Raw genomic sequence first — 21,633 nt, 5'->3', positions numbered from 1 at the left:
GGCGACTTCAATGCCACCAATGGTTACATAGATTATCGCCAGTTCGGGGGCCTTGTCGAAGGACTGCGCCTGCACCGCAGCGGCGCGGCAACACTTGGATGCGTCCGCGAAGCCCACCCCAGATCACCCTTGTATAGACATGGGTTTAAAGCCCCCCGTCAACCCCTTTGCTCTGCAACTTCCGGTTGGAAACAAGCTAACGGCACCACAGCGATGGTTTGTAGACCAAGTCCATCCACAGTGCCCAGCTGGCGACTGCGCAGAGCAAGCCCCCCGCGATACGGGTCCCCCAGTCCGCACGCGCTGTATTGATCCGTGTTTTCAGCCGTGCCCATGCCCACGGCCCGCCCACCAGCCACACACCGCTGCCCAGGCCAAACAACGCCATGGTCAACGCCCCCTCCAAGGGTCCGCCGCTCAGGGCGGCTACCAACAGGGCCGAATAGAGCAATCCACAGGGCATTAGCGCCCAGAGTCCCCCTGCAGCGAGAACCCCGCCAGGGGCGCTGACAAGCGGCTTGACATGTGACCACACAGTGCGACCCGCCTGCTCCACCCATTGAGGCTGGCGGGCCTGGACCATCATCATCAACCCCCAGGCCATCACCGCGACATGGACCAGGGTCCACGCCGGGCGCAGCGCCGCCGTCTGTTGGGTCAACCATGCCAGACTGTCCATGGCGAGCGCGGCCAAACCGCCCGCCACGGCATACCCAGCCAGCCGACCGACATGGAAAGCAGCCGTGCGCCGAATGACACCACCCCGAGGCATCCATTGCACAGTTTGGACCGTCTGCGAGGAAGCCTGTGCCTCCAAATCCCCACCCGTCTTGTGCAAACTCCGCGACTCTCCCTGCCCCACCAACGCTGCGCAGGGCGCGGAGCACATGGCTAAGCAATGGGACCCGCCAACCAGTCCCATCAGCAAGGCGGTCGAGGCAACCGTTGCAATCATGAGAGTCAGATGATGCGCGAAAAACGGGCTCGGTTGCGATCTGCCTGCAGGTAACGGTCAAAAACCATGGCGATGCCGCGCACGAAGAACCAGCCCATGGCCGTCACCTCGACCCCGTCGGGTCTCACCACGACGAGTCCCTGCTCAGCCATGGTTTCCAGTTGCTCCAGCTCGGCAGAGAAGTAAGCCCGAAAGTCGATCAACCAGGCCTGCTCCATGGGCTCAAACAACAACTCGCCCTGGCACATCAACGCCATGATGACGGCGCGGCGTACCAGGTCATCGCGGGTCAGGGCGAGCCCACGCACCACTGGCAAGCGCCCCTGGTCCAGAAAATCGTAGTACTCGTCCAGAGTTTTTGCGTTCTGGCTGTAGGTCGCCCCCACCCGGCCAATCGCCGACACGCCCAGGCCAATCAGATCGCAATCGGGCTGTGTGCTGTAGCCCTGGAAGTTGCGGTGCAGACGGCCCTGGCGCTTGGCAACCGCCAATGCGTCGGCCGGCAACGCAAAGTGGTCCATGCCCACATACACGTACCCAGCGTCCATGAAGGCAGCCAGCGAACGGGACAGCATCGACACCTTGCCCGCCCCCGTGGGCAACTCGGCAGAAACAATGCGGCGCTGGGGCTTGAAGCGCTCCGGCAGGTGGGCATAGGCATACAGGGCGATGCGGTCAGGCCGCAGCTGCACAACCTGGGTCAGCGTGCGATCAAACGACTCGGGCGTCTGGCGCGGCAGGCCGTAGATCAAGTCCACATTGATGGATTCAAAACCCAGCGAACGTGCGGACTCCACCAGCGAAAACACCTGCTCGGCAGGCTGTATGCGATGAACAGCCTTTTGAACCTCAGGATCAAAATCCTGCACTCCAAAACTCAGTCGATTGAACCCGAGTTCCGCAAGCACGGCAAGGCGGTCGGCATTGACGGTGCGGGGATCTACTTCAATCGAATACTCTCCGCCCGGCGCCAGCGAGAAGCTGCGCTTGAGCATGGCCATGAGTTCACGCAAGCCGTCGTCGGACAAAAAAGTAGGCGTACCACCACCCAGGTGCAGCTGGCTCACCACCTGCCCCGTGCCGCAGTGCGCTGTGTGCAGATCGATTTCGCGGCTCAGGTACCGCAGGTAGGTATCTGCCCGATCATGGTGTTTGGTGATGATCTTGTTGCACGCACAGTAGTAACACAGCGACTCGCAAAATGGGATGTGCACATACAGTGACAACGGCAACGCCTTCGTCATGGAGCCCAGCCTGCGCTGCTCCAGTGCAAGCGCATAGTCGTCCTGCCCAAACGCCTCGACGAAACGGTCGGCGGTTGGGTAAGAGGTATAGCGGGGCCCTGGCACGTCGAAACGGCGCAGAAGATCAGGCGAAACAGCAGTCATGGGCAAATTCCTTGCGTACACTTTGACTGTGCCGTAAGCTGACCCTCATGTCCTTGACCTGAATCAAGTGATGCACGGGGCCGAACAGCGACAATTTGATGCATGTCATTCGCCCATCCGTACCCACAAGCCTGTCTTACAGGCAGATGAGGCGATATGCTCAAACCTAACCCAGCCCCTGTGCCTATGAACCCGCTCACCATCAAAGTCGCCTGCTCTAACTGCAACCTGCGCGAGCTGTGCATGCCGGTTGGCCTGAGCGAAGACCAACTGCAACGCATTGACGAAGTCGTTGCCGTCCGCCGCAAGATCAAACGGGGCGGAACGCTGTTTCGCAACGGCGAAGCCTTCACATCGCTCTATGCCATCCGCACCGGCTTCTTCAAGACCTGTGTAGCCACCGAAGACGGACGCGACCAGGTCACTGGTTTCCAGATGGCGGGCGAGATTATCGGCCTGGATGGCATCGTGAACGATCACCATACCTGCGACGCAGTGGCCCTGGAAGACGCAGAAGTCTGTGTCATGCCCTTTGACCGCATCGAAGAACTGTCCCGCGAGGTCACCGCGCTGCAACACCATGTGCACAAGATCATGAGCCGCGAGATCGTGCGTGAGCATGGGGTGATGCTGCTCTTGGGCAGCATGCGCGCCGAGGAACGCCTGGCAGCGTTTCTGCTGAACCTTGTGCAGCGCTTGCATGCCCGTGGGTTTTCACAGTCCGAACTCGTACTGCGCATGACGCGTGAGGAAATTGGCAGCTACCTGGGGCTCAAGCTCGAAACCGTGAGCCGCACATTTTCCAAGTTTGTGGAAGAAGGTATTGTCGAGGTCAAGCAGCGCCATGTGCGCATCCTGGAAACCGATGCGCTCAAGCGCATCGTGAACAACCAGCAGGCCTGCCACTGACCAAGGCGATGCGTTGGCGGCGGCCTCTCTCCAGATCTACCGGCCAGCTATCGCAGCCCATCAAGGGCAAGATGAAGTCTTTCGACAGTCATCGGGGCGATCCCCTTCGGGGACCGGGCAGCGGTTGAGTTCAAAGGGCGACATCGCCAACAATGTCGTCAATGCGCTGGACGCCATGGTGATCATCCAGAACGCGAAAAAAGCAAGCGTGTAGACGCCCTGACGCGACAACGCCAACGGCTGCCCAAACCAGTGCAAGTCCTGCGGATCCACCATCGCAAAAACCAGCACCTCCATGACGCCTGCCATCAAGAAGGCGGGCCATGCAATCCACATCAGGCGTTGCGTCCACATTGATTTTTCTCCTGGTAAGGCCGCGCAGACAAACCGCACGGCCAGGGGGTGTTCAGCGCGGCTGGTCCTGGACCGGAGTGGCCGCATGGTTGCGGCCTTTCATCGCGGGAGCCAGGCTCTTGTGTGGAGCCTCCAGCGTCTTGTTGATCTCGATGCCCTGGCGGTAATAGTCCTCGGCGATCACGGGGTCGGGACGCGAAATCGCCAGCCAGAGGGTGACAAAACCCGCAATGATCACGATCACAGGACCGGCGATGATCAACCAGACATGGCCGAACTTCCACCATGGCGCCGTAGCGGAAGGGGCAGTGCCGAGGGCTGAACTGGATGGCATGTGATGACTCCTCAAAAATATTCTTCGTCAAAGCAAGGCCCACCAAGACCTTGCACCAGTGTGCACGCGCGTTACCGCGGCACCAGAAACACGGATTTCTCAGTCACATGGGCGGCCCCGCCGAGTGCCTGCACGTCGAACTGCACAGCGTGCGATCCTGAAGGCGCCGAACCATACGGTATCTGCAGTCGGACAGCCACCCACCGGGACTCCGCCGCTCCGATTTCCACCTCAGCATCGGACGCCACTTCCAGCCCTTCAAGGCCACGCGCACCGATGCGATAGCGTTGGGGTCCTTCGGTTGCATTCATGATCTGCAGGCGGTAGATGTTCTCCAGCTTGCCACCGGCGACGATGCGAGAGAGCGCAGCGCGGTCACGCACAACATCGACCTTGAGCGGCGTGCGCGTGACAAGGCTCGCCATCATGCCCACGCACAGGGCTACCAGCACTGCGCTGTAGATCAGCACACGCGGCCGGAGTACCCGGCGCAGGATCTGCGACTGGCTCCACCGCTGCGCCACGCCGTTCTGTGTGGAAAACCGGATAAGCCCCTTTGGGTAGTGCATCTTGTCCATGACCGTGTTGCAAGCATCCACGCACAACCCGCAACCAATGCACTCATACTGCAGCCCCTTGCGGATGTCGATGCCCACGGGACATACCTGCACGCACAGCGTGCAGTCAATACAGTCGCCCAGACCTTTGGCCTTGTGATCGATGTTCTTGTTTCGCGGGCCGCGCGGTTCGCCCCGCTCCACGTCATAGCTGACGATCAGCGTGTCCTTGTCGAACATGGCGCTCTGAAAGCGCGCATAGGGGCACATGTATTTGCACACCTGCTCGCGCATGTAGCCCGCATTGCCATACGTGGCAAAGCCGTAGAACAGCACCCAGAATATCTGCCAGCCCCCCTGCATCACCAGCAACTCCGCACCAAGCTCACGGATGGGCACAAAATAGCCCACGAACGTAAACCCAGTCCACAGCGCCACCGCGATCCAGATCACCTGCTTGAAGAACTTCTTGCGGACTTTCTCGAAGGTCCATGGGCCGTTGTCCAGCCGTAGTCGGGCACTGCGATCACCTTCGATCTTGTGCTCGATCCACATGAACATTTCGGTATAGACCGTTTGCGGGCACGCAAATCCGCACCACAACCGCCCCGCCACCGCCGTAAACAGGAACAGCGACAGCGCAGAAATGATGAGCAGGCCCGTGAGGTAGATGAAATCCTGGGGGTACAGAACCAGGCCGAAGATGTAAAACCGCCGAGCCCCCAGGTCAAACAGCACCATCTGGCGCTGCCCCCATTCAAACCACGGCAGCCCGTAAAAAACGAGCTGCGTGAGAAACACCATGCCCCAGCGCCAGCGTGCAAACACGCCACTGATGGAGCGTGGATAGATTTTCTTTTGCGCCTCGTAGAGAGACACAATCTCGCCCTGCGACGAGCCATCGGATGCAATCGGTGAAATCGGGATGACCTTGCGAGCGGGCTCGCTGGGTGGCTTCATGGTGGTGTCGATCCGTTTGCTTCGAAGTACTCAGTTCAAACAATCCTTGGAGTGGCACCAAAGTACCCTCCAAGGTTTAACGTGCAGGGCACCTACTTGCCGTTCGACAGGCCCCAGACGTAGGCCGACAGTACACCGATCTGAGCTTCTGTGAGCTTGTCCGCCTGAGCGGGCATCTGGTTGACCTTGCCGTTGTTGACCATGGCAGTAATGGCCGCCTCGCCCCAGCCATGCAGCCAGATGTCATCTGTGAGATTCGGGGCACCCAGTGCCTGATTGCCCTTGCCGTCCATACCGTGGCAGGCTGCGCATGCCGTGAACTTGGACTTGCCCAGTGAAGCACGCAGCGAATCGTGGGGGCTACCAGACAGACTCAGCACGTAGTGTGAGAGATTGCGCACATCTTCAGGGGAACCCACTGCCGCAGCCATGGGAGGCATGTTGCCGACGCGACCTTTCTCGATCGTTTCCCGGATCTTCTCGGGCGCGCCGCCATGAAGCCAATCGCCATCGGCCAGATTGGGGAAGCCCTTGCTACCCCGGGCATCCGAGCCATGGCATTGCGCACAGTTGTTCATGAACAGGCGCTCGCCAATGGCCTGTGCCTGTGGGTCCTTGGCAATGTCTTCCGGCTTCATCGAAGTAAAGCGGGCATACAGCGGCTCCAGTTCGGTCTTGGCTTTGGCCATCTCGGCTTCGTATTCGCCCTTTTGCGTCCAGTTGAGCTTGCCGGTAAAGCTGCCGAGACCTGGGTAGGCCGCCAAATAGCCAAAGCCGAAGACGATGGTGATGACGAACAACCACACCCACCAGCGCGGCAGGGGGTTGTTCATCTCGACCAGGTCCTCGTCCCAGACGTGGCCAGTGGTGTTGTCAGCGGTGGCCATCACCTTCTTGCGGCCCGCCATCCACAGCAGGATGCCGCAGGCGATGATGCCGACCAGGGTCAGTGTGGTCACAAAGACCGACCAGAAATTGCTGGTGAAGTCACTCATGGGGTGTTCTCGTTCTGGTGGGATCAATCTTGTTCAAAGGGCAGCCGCGCGGCCTCGTCAAACCGGGCCTTGTTGCGGCCCCGATAGGCCCAGACCCAAATGCCGACAAAGCAGGCCATCGATGCCAGCGTGGCAACGATGCGCATGGTGGTGATGTCCATGGCGAATCTCCTTTACTTGAGCGCGCGGCCCATGACTTGCAGATACGCGATCAGCGCTTCCATCTCGGTCTTGCCCTTGACGTCGGCGGCAGATGCAGCGATCTGCTCGTCGGTGTAAGGCACCCCCACCGTGCGCAAGGCCTTCATGCGGGGGGCCACACTGGCGGGTTCCACGGCATTTTTTTCCAACCAGGGGTAGGCGGGCATGTTCGACTCGGGCACCACGTCGCGCGGATTGTTCAGGTGGATGCGATGCCATTCATCGCTGTACTTGCCCCCTACGCGGTGCAGGTCGGGGCCCGTGCGCTTGCTGCCCCATTGGAAGGGGTGGTCATACACAAACTCACCCGCCACCGAGTAATGCCCGTAGCGCAGCGTTTCAGCGCGGAAGGGGCGGATCATCTGCGAGTGGCAGTTGTAGCAACCTTCACGGATGTAGATGTCACGGCCCACCAGTTGCATGGCGTTGTAGGGCTCGACACCCTTGACCGCTTCGGTCGTAGACTTCTGGAAGAACAGCGGGACGATCTCTACGAGGCCACCAATGGCGATCACCAGTAGGATCAGCACGATCATCAGGAAGTTGTTGGTCTCCACCTTTTCATGGGAGAAGCCGGTCGAATTCGATGGGTTGTTGTTAGACATGAGTTATCTCCTTCGGCTCAGGCGTGGGCCGCATTCACGGCAGGGATCGCCACCTTGACCGAACGGCCGGAGATCGCAGTCACCCACACGTTCCAGGCCATCACTACCATGCCGCCCAGGTACAGCAGACCACCGGCCACACGGATCACATAGAACGGATAGGTCGCCTTCACGCTTTCCACAAAGGTGTAGGTGAGCGTGCCGTCGGGGTTGATGGCGCGCCACATCAGGCCCTGCATCACACCAGCGATCCACATCGCGGCGATGTACAGCACGATGCCGATGGTGGCCATCCAGAAGTGCAGCTCGATTGCCTTGATGGAGTGCATTTTTTCGCGGCCGAACAGGCGGGGCACCAAGTAGTACAGCGAGCCCATGGAGATGAGGCCCACCCAGCCCAGCGCGCCCGAGTGGACGTGGCCCACGGTCCAGTCGGTGTAGTGACTGAGGGCGTTGACGGTCTTGATGGACATCATCGGACCTTCGAACGTGGACATGCCGTAGAACGACAGCGACACGATCAGGAAGCGCAGGATGGGGTCGTCGCGCAGCTTGTGCCAGGCGCCCGACAGCGTCATCACGCCGTTGATCATCCCGCCCCAGCTGGGGGCCAGCAGGATCAGCGAGAACACCATGCCCACCGATTGCGTCCAGTCGGGCAGCGCGGTGTAGTGCAGGTGATGGGGGCCAGCCCACATGTACGTGAAGATCAGCGCCCAGAAGTGCACGATGGACAGGCGGTAGCTGTACACCGGACGGCCTGCCTGCTTGGGAATGAAGTAGTACATCATCCCGAGGAAACCAGCGGTCAGGAAAAAGCCCACCGCATTGTGGCCATACCACCACTGCACCATGGCGTCCTGCACGCCGGCATAGGCCGAGTAGCTCTTCATGAAGCCCGCAGGAATCGCAGCGCTGTTGACCACATGAAGCAACGCCACGGCCAGGATGAACGCGCCGAAGAACCAATTGGCCACGTAGATATGTTTGACCTTGCGCACGCCGATCGTGCCAAAGAACACGATGGCGTAGGACACCCAGACCAGCGTGATCAGGATGTCGATGGGCCATTCAAGTTCTGCGTATTCCTTGCCGGACGTGTAGCCCAGCGGCAGGCTGATGGCTGCGGCCACGATGACCAGCTGCCAACCCCAAAACGTGAACGCCGCAAGCGGCCCGGCGAACAGGCGGACCTGGCTCGTGCGCTGCACGACGTAATAGCTGGTGGCGAACAGCGCGCAGCCGCCGAACGCGAAGATCACCGCGTTGGTGTGCAGCGGGCGCAAGCGCCCATAGCTGAGCCACGGAATGCCGAAGTTGAGCTCAGGCCAGGCAAGTTGGGCGGCAATGATGACGCCCACCAGCATGCCAACCACCCCCCAAACCACGGCCATGATAGAAAACTGCCGCACCACCGTATCGTTGTAGTGCGCAGCACTTGTTTTTGGAGAATCCATCGGGCACCTCTTTGTAATGCAGTAAGAGTTTGTTGCAGTCGGGGCTATCGGGCATTGACACAAGTCAACCGTCTCGGAGAATGCGCTCGCCCTCTTGTTCCACGCTCTCGAACTGGCCGTGGTACACCGCCCACCACAGCCCTCCCAGAATCAAAAGAACCAGCATTACGGACAGCGGAATCAGGAGATAAAGGATGTCCATCAGACAGGCTCCAGGGTTGTCTTCGAAAGATCCAGGGACGGCTGCAATGCACTGCTGGCAGAAAGGACTGAGGAAGGAGACAGAGCCCCCTCCTCCTTCCGCAGCATCTCCTGCATCCCGGGCAGCGGAGGCAGGTCACGTGCGAGACGTGCCGCATTGAGCACCACCAACAATGAGCTCAGCGCCATGCCCAGCCCGGCCAGCCAGGCAGGCATCCAGCCCACCACCGCCAGCGGAACGCACAACGCGTTGTAGCCCGCCGCCCACCACAGGTTCTGGCGCACCACGCGCAAGGTGCGGCGCGCCAGCAGCACGGTCTGTGGCACCAAAGCCAGGCTGTCGCCCAGCACCACAAAATCGGCCTGCGACTGCGCCAGCGGCACTGCGCGGCCAAACGCAAAGGACACGTGCGCACCGGCCAGCACCGGGCCATCGTTCAAACCGTCGCCCACCATGGCCACCTGGTGGCCAGCAGCCTGCAGCGCCTGCAATGCAGCCAGCTTGCCCTGCGGCGTGCACTCGCCCGCCGCCTGCGCAATGCCTGCCTGTGCCGCCACACGCTGCACCGCGCCCATGCGGTCGCCCGACAGCAATTGCACCGCCACGCCACCCTGCTCCAGCGCAGCCACCACGGCAGGTGCCTCAAGGCGCAGGTCTTCCACCAGGTCGAAACGGGCCAGCTCTGACACCGTGCCATCGGCATGTTGTTCCGACAGCACCACCTGCAGCGCGGTACTGGCATCGTCCGCCGCCACGCCTGCGTGGTGCGCAGATCCGAGTCGGACCTTGCGCGCGGGCTGGACTGCGTTCCTGGTGTCGCACACCATGGCTACCAAACCCAACCCCGCGTCCTCCTGCAAACCAGCCACCCCCCAGCGACCATCACTCGCCGTAGCGGCCGCCACCACCGCGCGCGATGCCGGGTGCATCGAGTGGCGCGCCAGGGAAGCAGCCAGGGACAGCGTTTCCTCGGCGTTCCACCCACTGGCCGTGCGCACGGCCCGCAGCGCCATGCCGTCCCGCGTGAGCGTCCCGGTCTTGTCGAACACCACGGTGTCCACGCGGGCCAGCGCCTCCAGCCCTTGCAGGTTGCGCACCAACACGCCGTGGCGTGCCAGCGTGCCAGCGGCCGTCAGCATCGCCACCGGGGTCGCCAGCGACAGCGCACAGGGGCAGGTGACGATGAGCACGGCCACCGCCACCATGAGCGCATGCCCTGGGTCAGACGGCCACCAGTACACCGCAGCCAAGCCCGCCGCCACCAGCACCGCCAGCAAAAAGGGGCGGGCAATGCGGTCAGCCAATTGGGCAAGGCGTGGCTTCTGCAACGACGCGCTTTCCATAAGCGCCACGATCTGCGCAAAGCGGGTCTGCCCGCCCGTGCCTTCTACATGCACCTCCACCGGCGCCTGCAGGTTGTAGCTGCCCGCCGTGACCACGCTACCCTCAGCGCGCGCCACGGGGGTGGACTCACCCGTCAGCAAGGACTCATCCGCATGGGTGTTGCCCAGGGTGATGCGCCCATCGGCCGGAAACGCCTCACCCGGCAACACACGAATGGTGTCACCCACCACGACGCGGCGCGTGGCCACGCGCACAAAGCTGCCATCGGCCGCGCGCCGCTCCACGCTGTCGGGCAGGCGGTTCATCACAGCCTCCAGCGCACCGGCCGTGCAGTCGCGCAGGCGCAGCTCCAGCCAGCGTCCGGTAAGCAGGAAGAAGACAAACATGGTCAAAGAGTCGTAGTACACCTCCCGGCCAAAGATGCCCGCGGGGTCGAAGGTGCCCGCGGTGCTCACGACAAAGGTGATGGCCATGCCCAGCGCCACGGGCAAATCCATACTCACCCGGCGCAGCCTGACGTCGCGCAGCGCGCTGGCAAAAAATGGGCCGCACGAAAACACCACCATGGGCAGCGTGATGACCCATGAGGCCCAGCGCAGCAGTTGCTCCATCTCGCCCGTCAAGTCCCCGGGCTGCGCCACATACGCGGGCCACGCATACATCATCACCTGCATCATGCAAAAGCCTGCCACCAACCAGCGCCACAGGGCGCGGCGGCTCTCGCGCTGGCGCTGCTCGCGGACAAAGGCATCCATGGCGGGCATGGCGCGGTAGCCCGCCTTGTGCACGGCCTCCATCCACTGCGAGGGCTGCACCTGCGAGGGTTGCCACACCACACGCGCGCGGCGCGTGGCGGCACTCACGTCTGCCTGCAATACGCCAGGCACCCTCCGCAGGGCATCCTCAATAGTGAGCGCGCAGGCCGCGCAGTGCATCCCCTCCAGCACCACGTGGGAGTCCCAGGCGCAAGTGGCAGGATCTGCGGGTGCCTTGTCCGCTGGCGCAAGGGGGCGACTGAACGTCGGCCACTCCTGCGGATCATCCAGCAGCATGGCCTGCGCGGGGGGCTCCGCACCAGGGACAGCACCAAGCGCATGCACCGGGGATGGGGCCGGCGCACCGGGTCGAAACATTGACATGGTTCAAGCCTATCGTTCGGACATGACACGTACATTGACCTGCATCAAGTCCCGGAACATGATTCATCCTAAGCTCGTTCCATCACTTTGAGGAGATCTTTTATGTACAAGCGCATCCTGATCGCAACGGACGGCTCACCCCTCTCGGACAAGGCCGTGGAACATGGGTTGTCCCTGGCCGCCCTCACCGGCGCATCTGCGGTAGCCCTCAAGGTGGTGCCACGCTACCCACGCAGCTACTTCGAAGGCGGCATGCCCGTCGATACGAATGACGTGAAACGCATCGAATCGCAATGGGGCGACGCGGCCCAGGCCATGGTCGATGGCGTGAAAGCCCAGGGCGGCGCCCAGGGGGTGACAGTCAAGGCCGTCATCGCCAAATCCGACCTCGTGGCCGAGGCCATCATCTCGGCCGCCAAGAAGCACAAGTGCGACCTGATCGTGATGGCTTCCCACGGCCGCAAGGGCCTCAAGCGCCTGCTGCTGGGCAGCGAAACGCAGCATGTGCTGACGCACTCGCACATCCCTGTGCTGGTGCTGCGTTAAGTATCAAAACAGATGCTAGCGCTTATCCACCAAGCGTTACAAGCTATTAAATAGATAGCAATTCCCGCTAAGGCGCAACGCCTTAGCGGGGTTTTTTCATGGCCGGCTGGATTGCGAGCGGCTCAGTGATTGCCCAAATACAACTGAGCCATGCGCTCATCGGCCAGCAGCCCGTGTGCGGGGCCCTGCAGCACGCACCGCCCCTGGTCCAGGATGTAGCCCTGCTGGCTGATCTGCAGCGCCTGGCGCGCGCGCTGCTCCACCATCAGCACCGCCACGCCTGCGGCGGGCAGCTTCTGCACCATGTCAAATACCTTGCCGACAAGTGACGGTGCCAGCGCCGCCGTGGGCTCGTCCAGCACCATGATGCGCGGCGATGGCATGAGGGCCCGCGCAAAGGCCAGTTGCTGGCGCTCGCCGCCCGAAAGGTTGCTGGCGGGCTGAGGCAATCGTTCCACCAGCGCCGGAAAGTCGGCCAGCACCTCGTCCATGCGGCGCTTGATGTTTGCCACGCCGCGCACCACCAACAGGTTCTCCCGCACGGTGAGCGACGGGAACACATTGGCCACCTGCGGCACGTAGGCCAGCCCTGCGTCAAAGCGGTCTTCGGCCGACAAGGCCGTGATGTCGCGCCCACCCAGGTGGATGGTGCCCGCCACCCGTGGCAACAGGCCCAGCAGCGCCTTCACCAGCGTGGATTTGCCCGCACCGTTGGTGCCCGCAATGGTCACGATCTCGCCCGGCGCCACGGTCAGGTCAATGCCGTGGATGATGTCCACCTCGGAATACCCGCCGCGCAATTGCGCGATCTGCAGCAAGTTGTCTGCGCCGCTCATACCACCCCTCCCATATAGGCTTCCTGCACGCGTGGGTCGTCCAGCACCGTGTGCGGGTCGCCCTCGGCCAGGATGGAGCCCCGGTCCATCACGATCATGCGGTTGGAGAGCGACTTGAGCGCCTGCAGGTGGTGCTCGATCACGATGAACGCAATGCCCTGCCCGTTCAGCTCGCGCACGCGGTCACAAATCTCTTCGATCAGCACCGGGTTCACCCCGGCAAACGGCTCGTCTAGCAGGATGCAGCGCGGGTCCAGCATCAGCACCCGGCCCAGCTCCACCAGCTTCTTCTGCCCGCCCGACAAGCCCCCCGCCTTCACATCGCGCACCCGCGCCAGGTTCAAAAACTGGAGGATGCGGTCCGCCTTGGCAGACAGCTGCGCCTCGTGCTCGCGCAGGCTGCGCGTCTGGAAGAAGGCATTCACCAGCCGCTCCCCCTGCGGGTTGGCGGCGGCCGCCATCAGGTTCTCGTGCACCGTGAGGCTCTTGAACTCGCGCGGAATCTGGAACGTGCGCACCAGCCCCAGCCGCGCGCGGCGGTAGGGGGGCATGCGGGTGATGTCCTGCCCCTCAAACTGGATCTGCCCCGCGTCCGCTGGCTGCTGCCCGGCAATGGCGGCAAACAGCGTGCTTTTGCCCGCACCGTTGGTGCCTGCAATGCCCAAAATCTCGCCCGCACCCAATTGCAGCGACACACCGTCCACCGCCTTGAAGCCCCCGAATTGCCGCGTGACGGCCTCCACCTTCAGCATCGTTGTTGCGGTCATTGGGTTTTGCCTCCAAACAGGCCGTTGGGCTTGTACAGGGTGACCAGGATCAGCGCCAGGCCCACCGCCGCCAGGCGCAGGCTGGCCATGCCAACTTCTGACACGCCCGGCACCCAGTCCTTGGCAAAGCGCGAGCCCTCCAGAAACACCATGAGCAGCAGCGAGCCAAACACCGCGCCGCGCACCGTGCCTGAGCCGCCCATCACCAGTCCCATCCACACATAGAACGTGATGAGCGGGATGAACTGCTCTGGCGTGATGAAGGTGATGAAGTGCGCATAGAACGCCCCTGCCACACCCGCCAGCGCCGCCCCCAGCATGAACACCTGCACCTTGAACCAGGCAGGGTCCTTGCCCAGGGCCGACAACGCGGGCTCATCGTCGCCAATGGCCTTGAGCAGCCGCCCAAACGGGCTGGCCGCCAGGCGCACCGTGCCCCAGGCCACCACAACGACCACCGCCAGCAGCGTGGCAAAAATTGCCATGTCCGACACACCGCTGCCCCAGGACGCAAACAGCTTGGGCAAGCCGGGCAAGCCCTGCACGCCCTTGGTCAGCCAGCTTTCTTGCTGGATGGAGATGCGCACCGCCTCCGAAAAACCCAGCGTCACGATGGCCAGGTAGTCGTCCCGCAAGCGCAGCGACAGCAGGCCAATAGGCAGCGCCAGCAAGCCCGAGAGCACGGCCGCCGCCACAAAACACAGCACCAGCGGCACGCCTTGCAGCGCCAGCAGGCCTGATGTGTAGGCGCCCACGGCAAAGAACGCCACGACGCCAAAGTTGACCAACCGGGTCAGGCCGAACTGCAGGTTCAGGCCCAGCGCCAGCAGGCAGTAGATAAGGGCCACAATGCCAATGGCACACAGGTAAGCAATCATCGGTCGAACTCCTTACCGCACCAGCTGCACGCGGCCCATGATGCCCGCCGGGCGCACCAGCAGCACCAAGGCCAGCACCACAAACGACAGCACCAGCTTGTACGACGGCCCCATCAGCGGCACCGCCAGCTCTTGCGCCACGCACAGCAGCAGCGCACCCAGCACCGCGCCCACCGGGCTACCGATGCCGCCCAGCACCATGGCGGCAAACGCGGGAATCAGGCTCTCCCACCCCATCTCGGGGCTGACCACGGCCTTCATGCCCAGCAGTACGCCGCCCAGCGAGGACAACGCGCCCACCAGCAACCAAAGGCTCAGCATCAACCCATTGGCACGGATTCCGCTGGCCCGCGCCAGGTCCGCACTGTCGGCCACGGCACGCAGCTGGCGGCCAAAGCTGGTGCGGTAGATCAGCACAAACACCACCAGCAGGCAAACGGCGGCCACCGCCGCAATGGCCAGGTCGGTGGGCAACACGCGAATGCCGCCAAAGTTCCAGGCGCGCACCAGGGGCAGGTCAAACGTACGCTGGTCATGCCCGGCAAAGAAACCGATCAGGCTGCGCAGCAGAAACCCGAGGCCAATGGCCGCGAGCATGGACGACACCATGGGCCGCCCGGCCAGCTTGCGAAAGATCAGCGTGTACGAGCCCGCCGACACCACGGCCGTGACCACCATGCTGATGAGCGCCGCCGCCCACAGCGGCCAGCCCCCCAGCAGCTGCACCGCCACGGCAGCGTAGGCGCCAGTGGTGAGCATGTCGCCCGTGGCTGCGTTGGGAAAGCGGTTGACGCCCATCACCAGGGTCATGGCCAGGGCAGGCAGTGCCACCACCAGGCCTTCGATCAATCCGTTGATCAGCAGGTTTACAAAGTCGATCCAGGTCATTGCGTCATTCCGTCATCCCGTGCACATCTGCGCTGTGCGCCGCAAAAAAATGCCCGGGGCCTGCACCTGGCAGGCGCACCGGGCGCGGTCCATCACATCGTGATGGACACCACGTCGCGCCGCACCAGCTGGCCCTTTTCGATGATGAACACGCCAAAGTCCGGCGTCACATCGCCCGCCTTGTCAAAGTCCAGCTTGCTCGATGCGCCTTCGTAGTTCACCTTGGCCTTTTTGGCCAGTTGCGCCTTGCCTTCGGCAAAGGTGAACACGGCCGTGCCGGGGGCGTTGGAGACATCGCGCAGCTTGGCGTTGATCTGCTCTACCGTGGCCTTGGGACCAGCAGCCTCCATGGCCAGCGCCAGCGAGATCACCATGTCGTACGCCATGGCTGCGTAGATGTTGGTGGAGGCTGCCTTGCCCGTGGCCTTGGTGAAGGCGGCATCAAATTGGGCGTAGGAGGCGCTCTTTTCGTTGGACACCGTGTCCACCGAAATGATGCCCTCGCACACCTCTGCGCCCAGGGCCTTCACCAGATCGGGGTTGGCCGCCCAGCCGGGGATGATCCACTTGGTGTCCGCACCGGACTGGAACCACTCGCGCAGGATGATGGTGGTGTCGGGCAGGTACGAGCCCATCACGATCACATCGGGCTTGGCCGCCAGAATCTTCTGCAGCTCGCTGCGGTAGCTGGGGCGGCTGGGCTCGTACGTGACGTGCGCCGCCACCTTGCCGCCGCGTTTCTCCCAGGCCTTGGTGAAACCTTCCACGTTGCCCAGGCCGGATGCGTTGTTGAACGCCATCGTGGCCGGGCGCTTGAAGCCGCGCTTGGAGCAGATCTCGGCAAAGGCAGCGCCAAAGCGGTCGTTGGTGGCCTGAAAGCGCCACACCAGGTCCTTGGTGTCCAGCGTGGAAATGGCGGGCGCGCCCGACACGTTCATCTGGATGATGCCTGCCGCGTCGGTCAGCGGCATCACTGCCAGCGTCACGCCCGAGGCCCAGGTGCCCAGCACCGCCTGCACCTTGTTCACCTCGATCAGCTTCTTGGCGGCCAGCACGGCCGCGTCGGGCTTGGTCTGGTCGTCCTCGGTGAAGAGTTCCAGCTTGCGTCCACCGGCACCGCCCGCGGCATTGACCTCATCCACGGCCAGGCGAATGGCCTGCTGCATGCCCGGGCCGTAGGGGCTGCCTGCACCGGTGATGGGCGTGAGCGAGCCAATCCGAAATACCTCACCTTGCTGGCTGAAACCGATGGAGGGAAGGAACTGCAGAGCCGCTGCGGCGCCGCCGAGCTTGACGAAATTTCTACGTTGCATGGTGATCTCCGGTAGGGGGGATGGGGGTGAGGGGATGAAAGGAACTCAAAGGGTGTTCTTGACCCACACGCCGTCCTTGGCGATGGCGCGAATGCGCTCGCCCTGGTTCAGCAGGCAGGTGATGTCGGTGAGCGGGTTGCCATCGACCAGCAAGATGTCGGCAATGGCACCGGCCGTGACTTCGCCCAGCTGGCCTTGCTGGCCCAGAATCTCCGCGCCAATCAGCGTGGCCTGCTGCAGCACCGGGCCGTTGCCCAGAATCTCCGCGCGCAGGCGCAACTCGTCCGACTGCAGGTAATGCGTCTCGGCCAGCAAGTCGCTGCCCAGGCCCATCTTCACGCCCGCCTTGGCCAGGATCTCGATGGCCTGCTTGCCCTGGCCCCGCACCGAATCGATCTTGGCAATCGACACCGCAGGCAGGCCATAACGCTCGCCCTCGTTGGCCAGGCCCTCGTAGGTGATGAGCGTGGGCACCATGAAAGCCCCCATCTCGGCCATGAACTCTGCCGTGGGCGCATCCACCAGATTGCCGTGCTCGATGGTACGCACGCCGCAGCGCACGGCGCGGGCGATGGCGCGGGGCGTGTAGGCGTGGGCCATGACATAGGTGTTGGCATTGGATGCCTCTTCCACAATGGCGTGCAGCTCGGCCTCGGAATAGCCCAGGTTGCCAATCGGGTCGTTGGGCGAGGCCACGCCGCCCGAAGCCATCACCTTGATCTGCGTGGCGCCCTTCAGAATTTCTTCACGCACCGCCAGGCGGCAAGCATCCACGCCATCGACCACGCGGCCGATGTTGCCGAGCTTGTAGGCGCACGAACACACATCCAGGTCATCGTTGCGCTGACGGAAATCCGCATGCCCGCCGGTTTGCGACAGCGCCTTGCCCGCAGGGAAGATGCGCGGCCCCTGCACCAGCCCCGTGCGCACCGCCTCGGCCAGCGACCAGTCGGCGCCGCCCGCATCACGCACGGTGGTGAAACCCCGCTCCAGCATGCCCTTCATGATGGGCAGCGAGCGCATCATGGTGAACACGTTGGGCATCTTGGCCACGGCACCCAGGTTGAACGAAGACGCCACCACGTGCACGTGGCAGTCGATCAGGCCGGGCATCAGGGTCATGCCCTTGGCGTCGAGCGTGGTGGTCCCTTCTGGCACCTGCAGGTCGGTGCCTACCGCTGCAATGCGGCCGTCCTGCACCAGAACGGACAGGCCGGTGCGCAGTGTGAGCGCGTGGACATCCAGCACACGGCTGTTTTCAATCAACAAAGAGGTCATGAGATTCGTCAAAGTGGGCGCGATGGCTTCAAAATTACTCATAGCCTGCTTTTTCAGAGGGCCATGAAGACCATCAAGCATCCATCTGGTGCATTGCAGCATCTACAGAGTGTGGCGCTTGACACGTTGCTGTCACAGGACGCATTTATCGGGCCAATTGCCCATATTCGCAACGCCTAAAATCTCACCATCCCATGAGCCCTACTCATATCCCCTAGGCTACATCTATGCGCCGCCTGTGCCCCACCATCTCTGAGCTGAACGCCTTTCACTCCGCCGCCAAGCACCAGGCCTTCACCATGGCCGCGCGCGAGCTGTGCGTGACGCAAAGCGCCATCAGCCGCCACATCGCGGCGCTGGAGGACTACCTGGGCCAGAAGCTGTTCATCCGCAAGGCCACGGGGTTAGAGCTGACCGAGGCAGGCGCTACCTACCTGAACGCCACCCGTCCGGCCATGGCCGCGCTGGAATCGGCCACGGCACAGCTCATGTCGTACGGGGGCGATGGTGGCTCGCTCAACCTGTCCGTGCCGCCCACGTTTGCGGCGCAGTGGCTGTTTCCGCGCCTGGGCCACTTCAAGCGCACGCTGCCGCAGGTGTCGCTGAACTTTGTGCGTTACCAGCACGCGCACGACTTTGCGACGCCGCACGAGTTCGACGCTGCCATCCAGTACGGCTACGGCAACTGGCCCAGCGCCAATGCGCGCTACCTGATTGGCAAGGAAACCAGCATCGTGTGCAGCCCGCAACTGCAGGCCGCCCTGCCCCTGAACACCCCGCAAGACCTGATGCGCGCCACGCTGCTGCAGCACATTGAGGTGCCTTTGGCCTGGCAGGACTGGATGGAAGCCAACGGCCTGGACGCGAGCGCCAGCCGGTTCGGGCCGGGCTTCAACCTGTATTCACTCATCATCCGCGCAGCGGTTTCAGGCTTTGGCGTTGGCATCGTGCCCACCTGCCTGGTGGAAGACGAATTGCAGGCAGGCACTCTCGTAGAGCCCCTGAAAGACCGCTTTGACAGCCCGCTGGGCTACTACCTGTGTGCGCCCACGGCACGCACCAATTTGTCGGTGTACCGGCTGGTGGCGGGGTGGCTGGAACACTGCTGCAACCATGCCGAGGACGCCGCGGCGCCAGCCGCTACGCCCTGCATTTTCTGCAACCCCCAGGCCTCTGCGGCGGGTTAGACGGCGGGGTGAGTGACCCCGCGCAGCTGGCGCAGCACACCCACCCTCGGGTCCACATCAGGCAAACAGCCCCTTGTGCTGATCCCGCAGCAGGTTCTTTTGCACCTTGCCCATGGTGTTGCGGGGCAGTTCGGGCACCACAAAACACTTCTTCGGGATCTTGAAGTTGGCGAGCTGCGACTTGAGCGACGCCACGATGGCCTCAGGGTTGAGCTGTGCGCCGGGCTTGGCAATCACCACGGCCACGCCCACCTCGCCAAAGTCGGGGTGTGGCACGCCCACCAGCGCACTTTCGGCCACGCCCGGCAGGTCGTTGATGTAGCCTTCGATCTCGGCCGGGTACACGTTGTAGCCGCCGCTGATGATGAGGTCCTTGCTGCGGCCCACGATGCTCACGTAGTCGCGCGCGTCCACCTTGCCCACGTCGCCGGTCTTGAACCAGCCGTCTTGCGTGAACTCTTCGGCCGTCTTCTCGGGCATGCGCCAGTAGCCCTTGAAGACGTTGGGACCCTTGACCTGGATGGCGCCGATCTCGCCCACGGGCAGCGGTTTGTTGGCGTCGTCCACCACGCGCAGGCCCACGCCGGGCAGCGGGAAGCCCACGGTGGCGCCGCGCCGCTCGGTCTGGCCGCCATGGCGCTTGTCAGCCGCGTAGGGGTTGGAGGTGAGCATGATGGTCTCGCTCATGCCATAGCGCTCCAGGATGGTGTGGCCGGTGCGCTGCTGCCATTCGTTGAAGGTCTCAATGAGCAGCGGCGCCGAGCCTGCGACGAACAACCGCATGTTCCTGGCGGCCTCTTTGTTCAGCCCCGGCTCGGCCAGCAGGCGCACATAGAGTGTGGGTACGCCCATGAAGACGGTGGCGCGGGGCATGGCAGCGAGCACGGCCTTGGGGTCGAACTTGCTGAACCAGATCATCTTGCTGCCATTGATGAGCGCGCCATGGATGGCCACGAACAGGCCATGCACGTGGAAGATGGGCAGCGCATGGATCAGCACATCACCACGGCCTTCAGGCCCTCCGGTAGCCGTCCAGCCCCAATAGTCCTTGAGCACCTGTGCGTTCGACAGCAGGTTGCCGTGCGTAAGCATGGCGCCCTTGCTGCGGCCCGTGGTGCCGCTTGTGTACAGGATGGCGGCCAGGTCGTCCGCCTTGCGCTGCACAGGCATGTGCCTGTCGCCATGGTGCGCGGCGCGGTCCAGCAGGCTGCCGGTGCGATCATCGCCCAGGGTGAATACATGCTGCGTGCCGAGCGTGAACGCTATCTTGGACACCCAGCCGAAGTTGCCAGGGCTGCACACCACCACCGCAGGCTCGGCGTTGCCGATGAAGTATTCAATCTCGGCGCTCTGGTACGCCGTGTTGAGGGGCAAAAACACATAGCCCGCACGCAAGGTGGCGAGGTACAGCAGCATCGCTTCGACCGACTTCTCGACCTGCACGGCCACGCGGCTGCCTTCAGGCAGTTTCAGCGCGGTGAGCAGGTTGGCGATGCGCGCGCTGGCGTGGTCCAGGTCGGCCCAGGTGTAGAGCAGCGGGGCGCCATCGGGCGCCGTTGTTTCGACGGCGGTGCTGTCCAGGTCTGCAGGGAAAGCTGCGCGCAGGGCGCTGAAGAGGTTGTGTTGGCTCATGGCAGTGGTGCAAAGTTGCAGAGTTGCAAAAGGTCAGATCAACAAAAAAAATGGGCAAGGCCCGTCAGAACACGGGAGCGCGTTTTTCAAGAAACGCGGTGATGCCTTCTCGGTGCTCGGCGCTGTCCGCATACGCGTAGGGATTGGGCGGATCGAATGCTATATTTTTCATAGCATTTTGCGCTTTACCATCAAGCGCCAGGGGCACTTTTAATGCTCGAAATGTTTGTTTGTTCATGCGGGCCGCCTGGGGTGCCAATGCTGCAATGCGCTGCGCGCTGCCCAAGGCCTCGGTGGCCACCCTGTCGTCGGCCACCACCCGGCTTAAGAAACCCCGCTCCAGCATGTCGGCAGCACTGAAGGTGGCGGCTTCCAGCAGCATCTGCCGGGCCGTCATGTCGCCCAGGGCACCGGCCACCAACTGCGCCTCGCGCGGGGCCATGGGGAAACCGAGCTTGGCGATGGGGGCACCAAATCGGGCGGCGCTGCCCGCAACACGGATGTCGCAGCAGCTGGCAATCTCCACCCCAGCGCCCATGCAGGCACCGCTGATCTGGGCCACGACGGGCACGTCGCACAAAAGCATGGCGTTCAGCCCGCCCCAGACATCGTTCTCATGAAAGTCGCGCAAGGCAGCCGCGTCAAACCGAAAACCCGGGTATTCCGAAATGTCCCCGCCCGCACAGAAGGCATCGCCCTCACCCGCGATGAGCACACAGCGCACATCGCTGCGGCGCTGGATGTCTTCAAACACCTCGCGCAGCTGCCGCCACATGCCCCGCGACATCGCGTTCAGCCGCCCAGCATGGCGCAAGGTGACATGCACCACACCACGCTCACCGGCATCCATCAACACTTCACCCGACATATTCGTTGTCCATCACGATTGCAAAGTCCACGCCCCACAA

At 63.0% G+C, this 21,633-nt stretch carries 22 protein-coding genes; 3 read left to right on the top strand and 19 right to left on the bottom strand.

Annotated features, from left to right (window positions below):
* Positions 1-196: 196 nt before the first annotated feature.
* Both ASE39_RS21650 and hemN read right to left on the bottom strand, forming a co-directional pair.
* Positions 197-955 carry a sulfite exporter TauE/SafE family protein gene (locus ASE39_RS21650; protein WP_057272478.1) on the bottom strand — a complete coding sequence of 253 codons (759 nt, stop codon included), beginning with the start codon at positions 953-955 and terminating at the stop codon, positions 197-199.
* A 5-nt stretch (positions 956-960) separates the two neighbouring features.
* A complete protein-coding gene (gene hemN / locus ASE39_RS21645; protein WP_057272477.1) occupies positions 961-2,343 on the bottom strand; it encodes an oxygen-independent coproporphyrinogen III oxidase in 1,383 nt (460 codons plus the stop codon).
* Between the two features lie 186 nt (positions 2,344-2,529).
* Between hemN and fnr the strand changes: the two genes are divergently transcribed.
* Positions 2,530-3,252, top strand: a complete 723-nt coding sequence (gene fnr, locus ASE39_RS21640) for a fumarate/nitrate reduction transcriptional regulator Fnr (RefSeq protein ID WP_010460666.1) — start codon at positions 2,530-2,532, stop codon at positions 3,250-3,252.
* 60 nt (positions 3,253-3,312) lie between these two features.
* Here fnr and ASE39_RS21635 read toward each other — a convergent pair whose 3' ends face one another.
* The 9 genes from ASE39_RS21635 to ASE39_RS21595 all read right to left on the bottom strand — a co-directional run bounded on the left by ASE39_RS21635 (position 3,313) and on the right by ASE39_RS21595 (position 11,313).
* Complete coding sequence (locus tag ASE39_RS21635) at positions 3,313-3,606, bottom strand: hypothetical protein (RefSeq protein WP_010460664.1); 294 nt, start codon at positions 3,604-3,606, stop codon at positions 3,313-3,315.
* Positions 3,607-3,658: 52 nt separating this feature from the next.
* Positions 3,659-3,940, bottom strand: coding sequence for a FixH family protein (locus tag ASE39_RS21630; RefSeq protein WP_057272476.1), 282 nt, complete (start codon positions 3,938-3,940; stop codon positions 3,659-3,661).
* A 71-nt stretch (positions 3,941-4,011) separates the two neighbouring features.
* Positions 4,012-5,457 carry a cytochrome c oxidase accessory protein CcoG gene (gene ccoG / locus ASE39_RS21625; protein ID WP_057223322.1) on the bottom strand — a complete coding sequence of 482 codons (1,446 nt, stop codon included), beginning with the start codon at positions 5,455-5,457 and terminating at the stop codon, positions 4,012-4,014.
* Positions 5,458-5,549: 92 nt separating this feature from the next.
* The gene (gene ccoP / locus ASE39_RS21620) at positions 5,550-6,452 is read right to left on the bottom strand and encodes a cytochrome-c oxidase, cbb3-type subunit III (protein ID WP_057223320.1); all 903 of its coding nucleotides are present in this window, start codon (positions 6,450-6,452) and stop codon (positions 5,550-5,552) included.
* Between the two features lie 23 nt (positions 6,453-6,475).
* Positions 6,476-6,613: a cbb3-type cytochrome c oxidase subunit 3 gene (locus ASE39_RS21615; RefSeq protein WP_010460656.1), complete on the bottom strand. Its 138-nt coding sequence runs from the start codon at positions 6,611-6,613 to the stop codon at positions 6,476-6,478.
* 12 nt (positions 6,614-6,625) lie between these two features.
* Entirely contained in the window at positions 6,626-7,258 is a 633-nt protein-coding gene (ccoO, locus tag ASE39_RS21610) for a cytochrome-c oxidase, cbb3-type subunit II (RefSeq protein WP_010460654.1), read from the bottom strand.
* A gap of 17 nt (positions 7,259-7,275) precedes the next feature.
* Positions 7,276-8,715, bottom strand: a complete 1,440-nt coding sequence (ccoN, locus tag ASE39_RS21605) for a cytochrome-c oxidase, cbb3-type subunit I (RefSeq protein ID WP_010460653.1) — start codon at positions 8,713-8,715, stop codon at positions 7,276-7,278.
* 64 nt (positions 8,716-8,779) lie between these two features.
* On the bottom strand, positions 8,780-8,917 hold the full coding sequence (ccoS, locus tag ASE39_RS21600; RefSeq protein WP_010460651.1) for a cbb3-type cytochrome oxidase assembly protein CcoS: 138 nt from the start codon (positions 8,915-8,917) through the stop codon (positions 8,780-8,782).
* Positions 8,917-11,313 carry a cation-translocating P-type ATPase gene (locus ASE39_RS21595; RefSeq protein ID WP_057272475.1) on the bottom strand — a complete coding sequence of 799 codons (2,397 nt, stop codon included), beginning with the start codon at positions 11,311-11,313 and terminating at the stop codon, positions 8,917-8,919. The genes ccoS and ASE39_RS21595 overlap by 1 nt, the downstream gene beginning before the upstream one ends.
* Before the next feature lie 189 nt (positions 11,314-11,502).
* Between ASE39_RS21595 and ASE39_RS21590 the strand changes: the two genes are divergently transcribed.
* The gene (locus ASE39_RS21590) at positions 11,503-11,946 is read left to right on the top strand and encodes a universal stress protein (protein WP_010460646.1); all 444 of its coding nucleotides are present in this window, start codon (positions 11,503-11,505) and stop codon (positions 11,944-11,946) included.
* Between the two features lie 122 nt (positions 11,947-12,068).
* Here ASE39_RS21590 and ASE39_RS21585 read toward each other — a convergent pair whose 3' ends face one another.
* The 6 genes from ASE39_RS21585 to ASE39_RS21560 all read right to left on the bottom strand — a co-directional run bounded on the left by ASE39_RS21585 (position 12,069) and on the right by ASE39_RS21560 (position 17,906).
* A complete protein-coding gene (locus ASE39_RS21585; protein ID WP_057272474.1) occupies positions 12,069-12,782 on the bottom strand; it encodes an ABC transporter ATP-binding protein in 714 nt (237 codons plus the stop codon).
* On the bottom strand, positions 12,779-13,549 hold the full coding sequence (locus ASE39_RS21580) for an ABC transporter ATP-binding protein (RefSeq protein ID WP_082615539.1): 771 nt from the start codon (positions 13,547-13,549) through the stop codon (positions 12,779-12,781). The genes ASE39_RS21585 and ASE39_RS21580 overlap by 4 nt, the downstream gene beginning before the upstream one ends.
* A complete protein-coding gene (locus ASE39_RS21575) occupies positions 13,546-14,427 on the bottom strand; it encodes a branched-chain amino acid ABC transporter permease (protein ID WP_057223313.1) in 882 nt (293 codons plus the stop codon). Before ASE39_RS21575 ends, ASE39_RS21580 begins: the two co-directional genes overlap by 4 nt.
* Positions 14,428-14,439: 12 nt before the next feature.
* Positions 14,440-15,315: a branched-chain amino acid ABC transporter permease gene (locus ASE39_RS21570; RefSeq protein WP_057223312.1), complete on the bottom strand. Its 876-nt coding sequence runs from the start codon at positions 15,313-15,315 to the stop codon at positions 14,440-14,442.
* Positions 15,316-15,407: 92 nt separating this feature from the next.
* Entirely contained in the window at positions 15,408-16,628 is a 1,221-nt protein-coding gene (locus tag ASE39_RS21565) for an ABC transporter substrate-binding protein (protein ID WP_057272472.1), read from the bottom strand.
* Between the two features lie 45 nt (positions 16,629-16,673).
* Positions 16,674-17,906, bottom strand: coding sequence for an amidohydrolase family protein (locus ASE39_RS21560; protein WP_056747221.1), 1,233 nt, complete (start codon positions 17,904-17,906; stop codon positions 16,674-16,676).
* A gap of 227 nt (positions 17,907-18,133) precedes the next feature.
* Between ASE39_RS21560 and ASE39_RS21555 the strand changes: the two genes are divergently transcribed.
* The gene (locus ASE39_RS21555; protein ID WP_057272471.1) at positions 18,134-19,093 is read left to right on the top strand and encodes a LysR substrate-binding domain-containing protein; all 960 of its coding nucleotides are present in this window, start codon (positions 18,134-18,136) and stop codon (positions 19,091-19,093) included.
* 57 nt (positions 19,094-19,150) lie between these two features.
* Here ASE39_RS21555 and ASE39_RS21550 read toward each other — a convergent pair whose 3' ends face one another.
* Together ASE39_RS21550 and ASE39_RS21545 are read right to left on the bottom strand one after the other, a co-directional pair.
* Complete coding sequence (locus ASE39_RS21550; protein ID WP_057272470.1) at positions 19,151-20,725, bottom strand: malonyl-CoA synthase; 1,575 nt, start codon at positions 20,723-20,725, stop codon at positions 19,151-19,153.
* A gap of 64 nt (positions 20,726-20,789) precedes the next feature.
* Entirely contained in the window at positions 20,790-21,593 is an 804-nt protein-coding gene (locus ASE39_RS21545; RefSeq protein WP_057272469.1) for an enoyl-CoA hydratase/isomerase family protein, read from the bottom strand.
* Between the last annotated feature and the right edge of the window lie 40 nt (positions 21,594-21,633).

This window comes from Acidovorax sp. Root267, from assembly GCF_001429215.1.
GTDB classification, from domain to species: domain Bacteria; phylum Pseudomonadota; class Gammaproteobacteria; order Burkholderiales; family Burkholderiaceae_C; genus Acidovorax; species Acidovorax radicis.
Note: the sequence above shows the minus strand (reverse complement) of the source record. Positions and strands in the feature narration are given on the sequence as shown.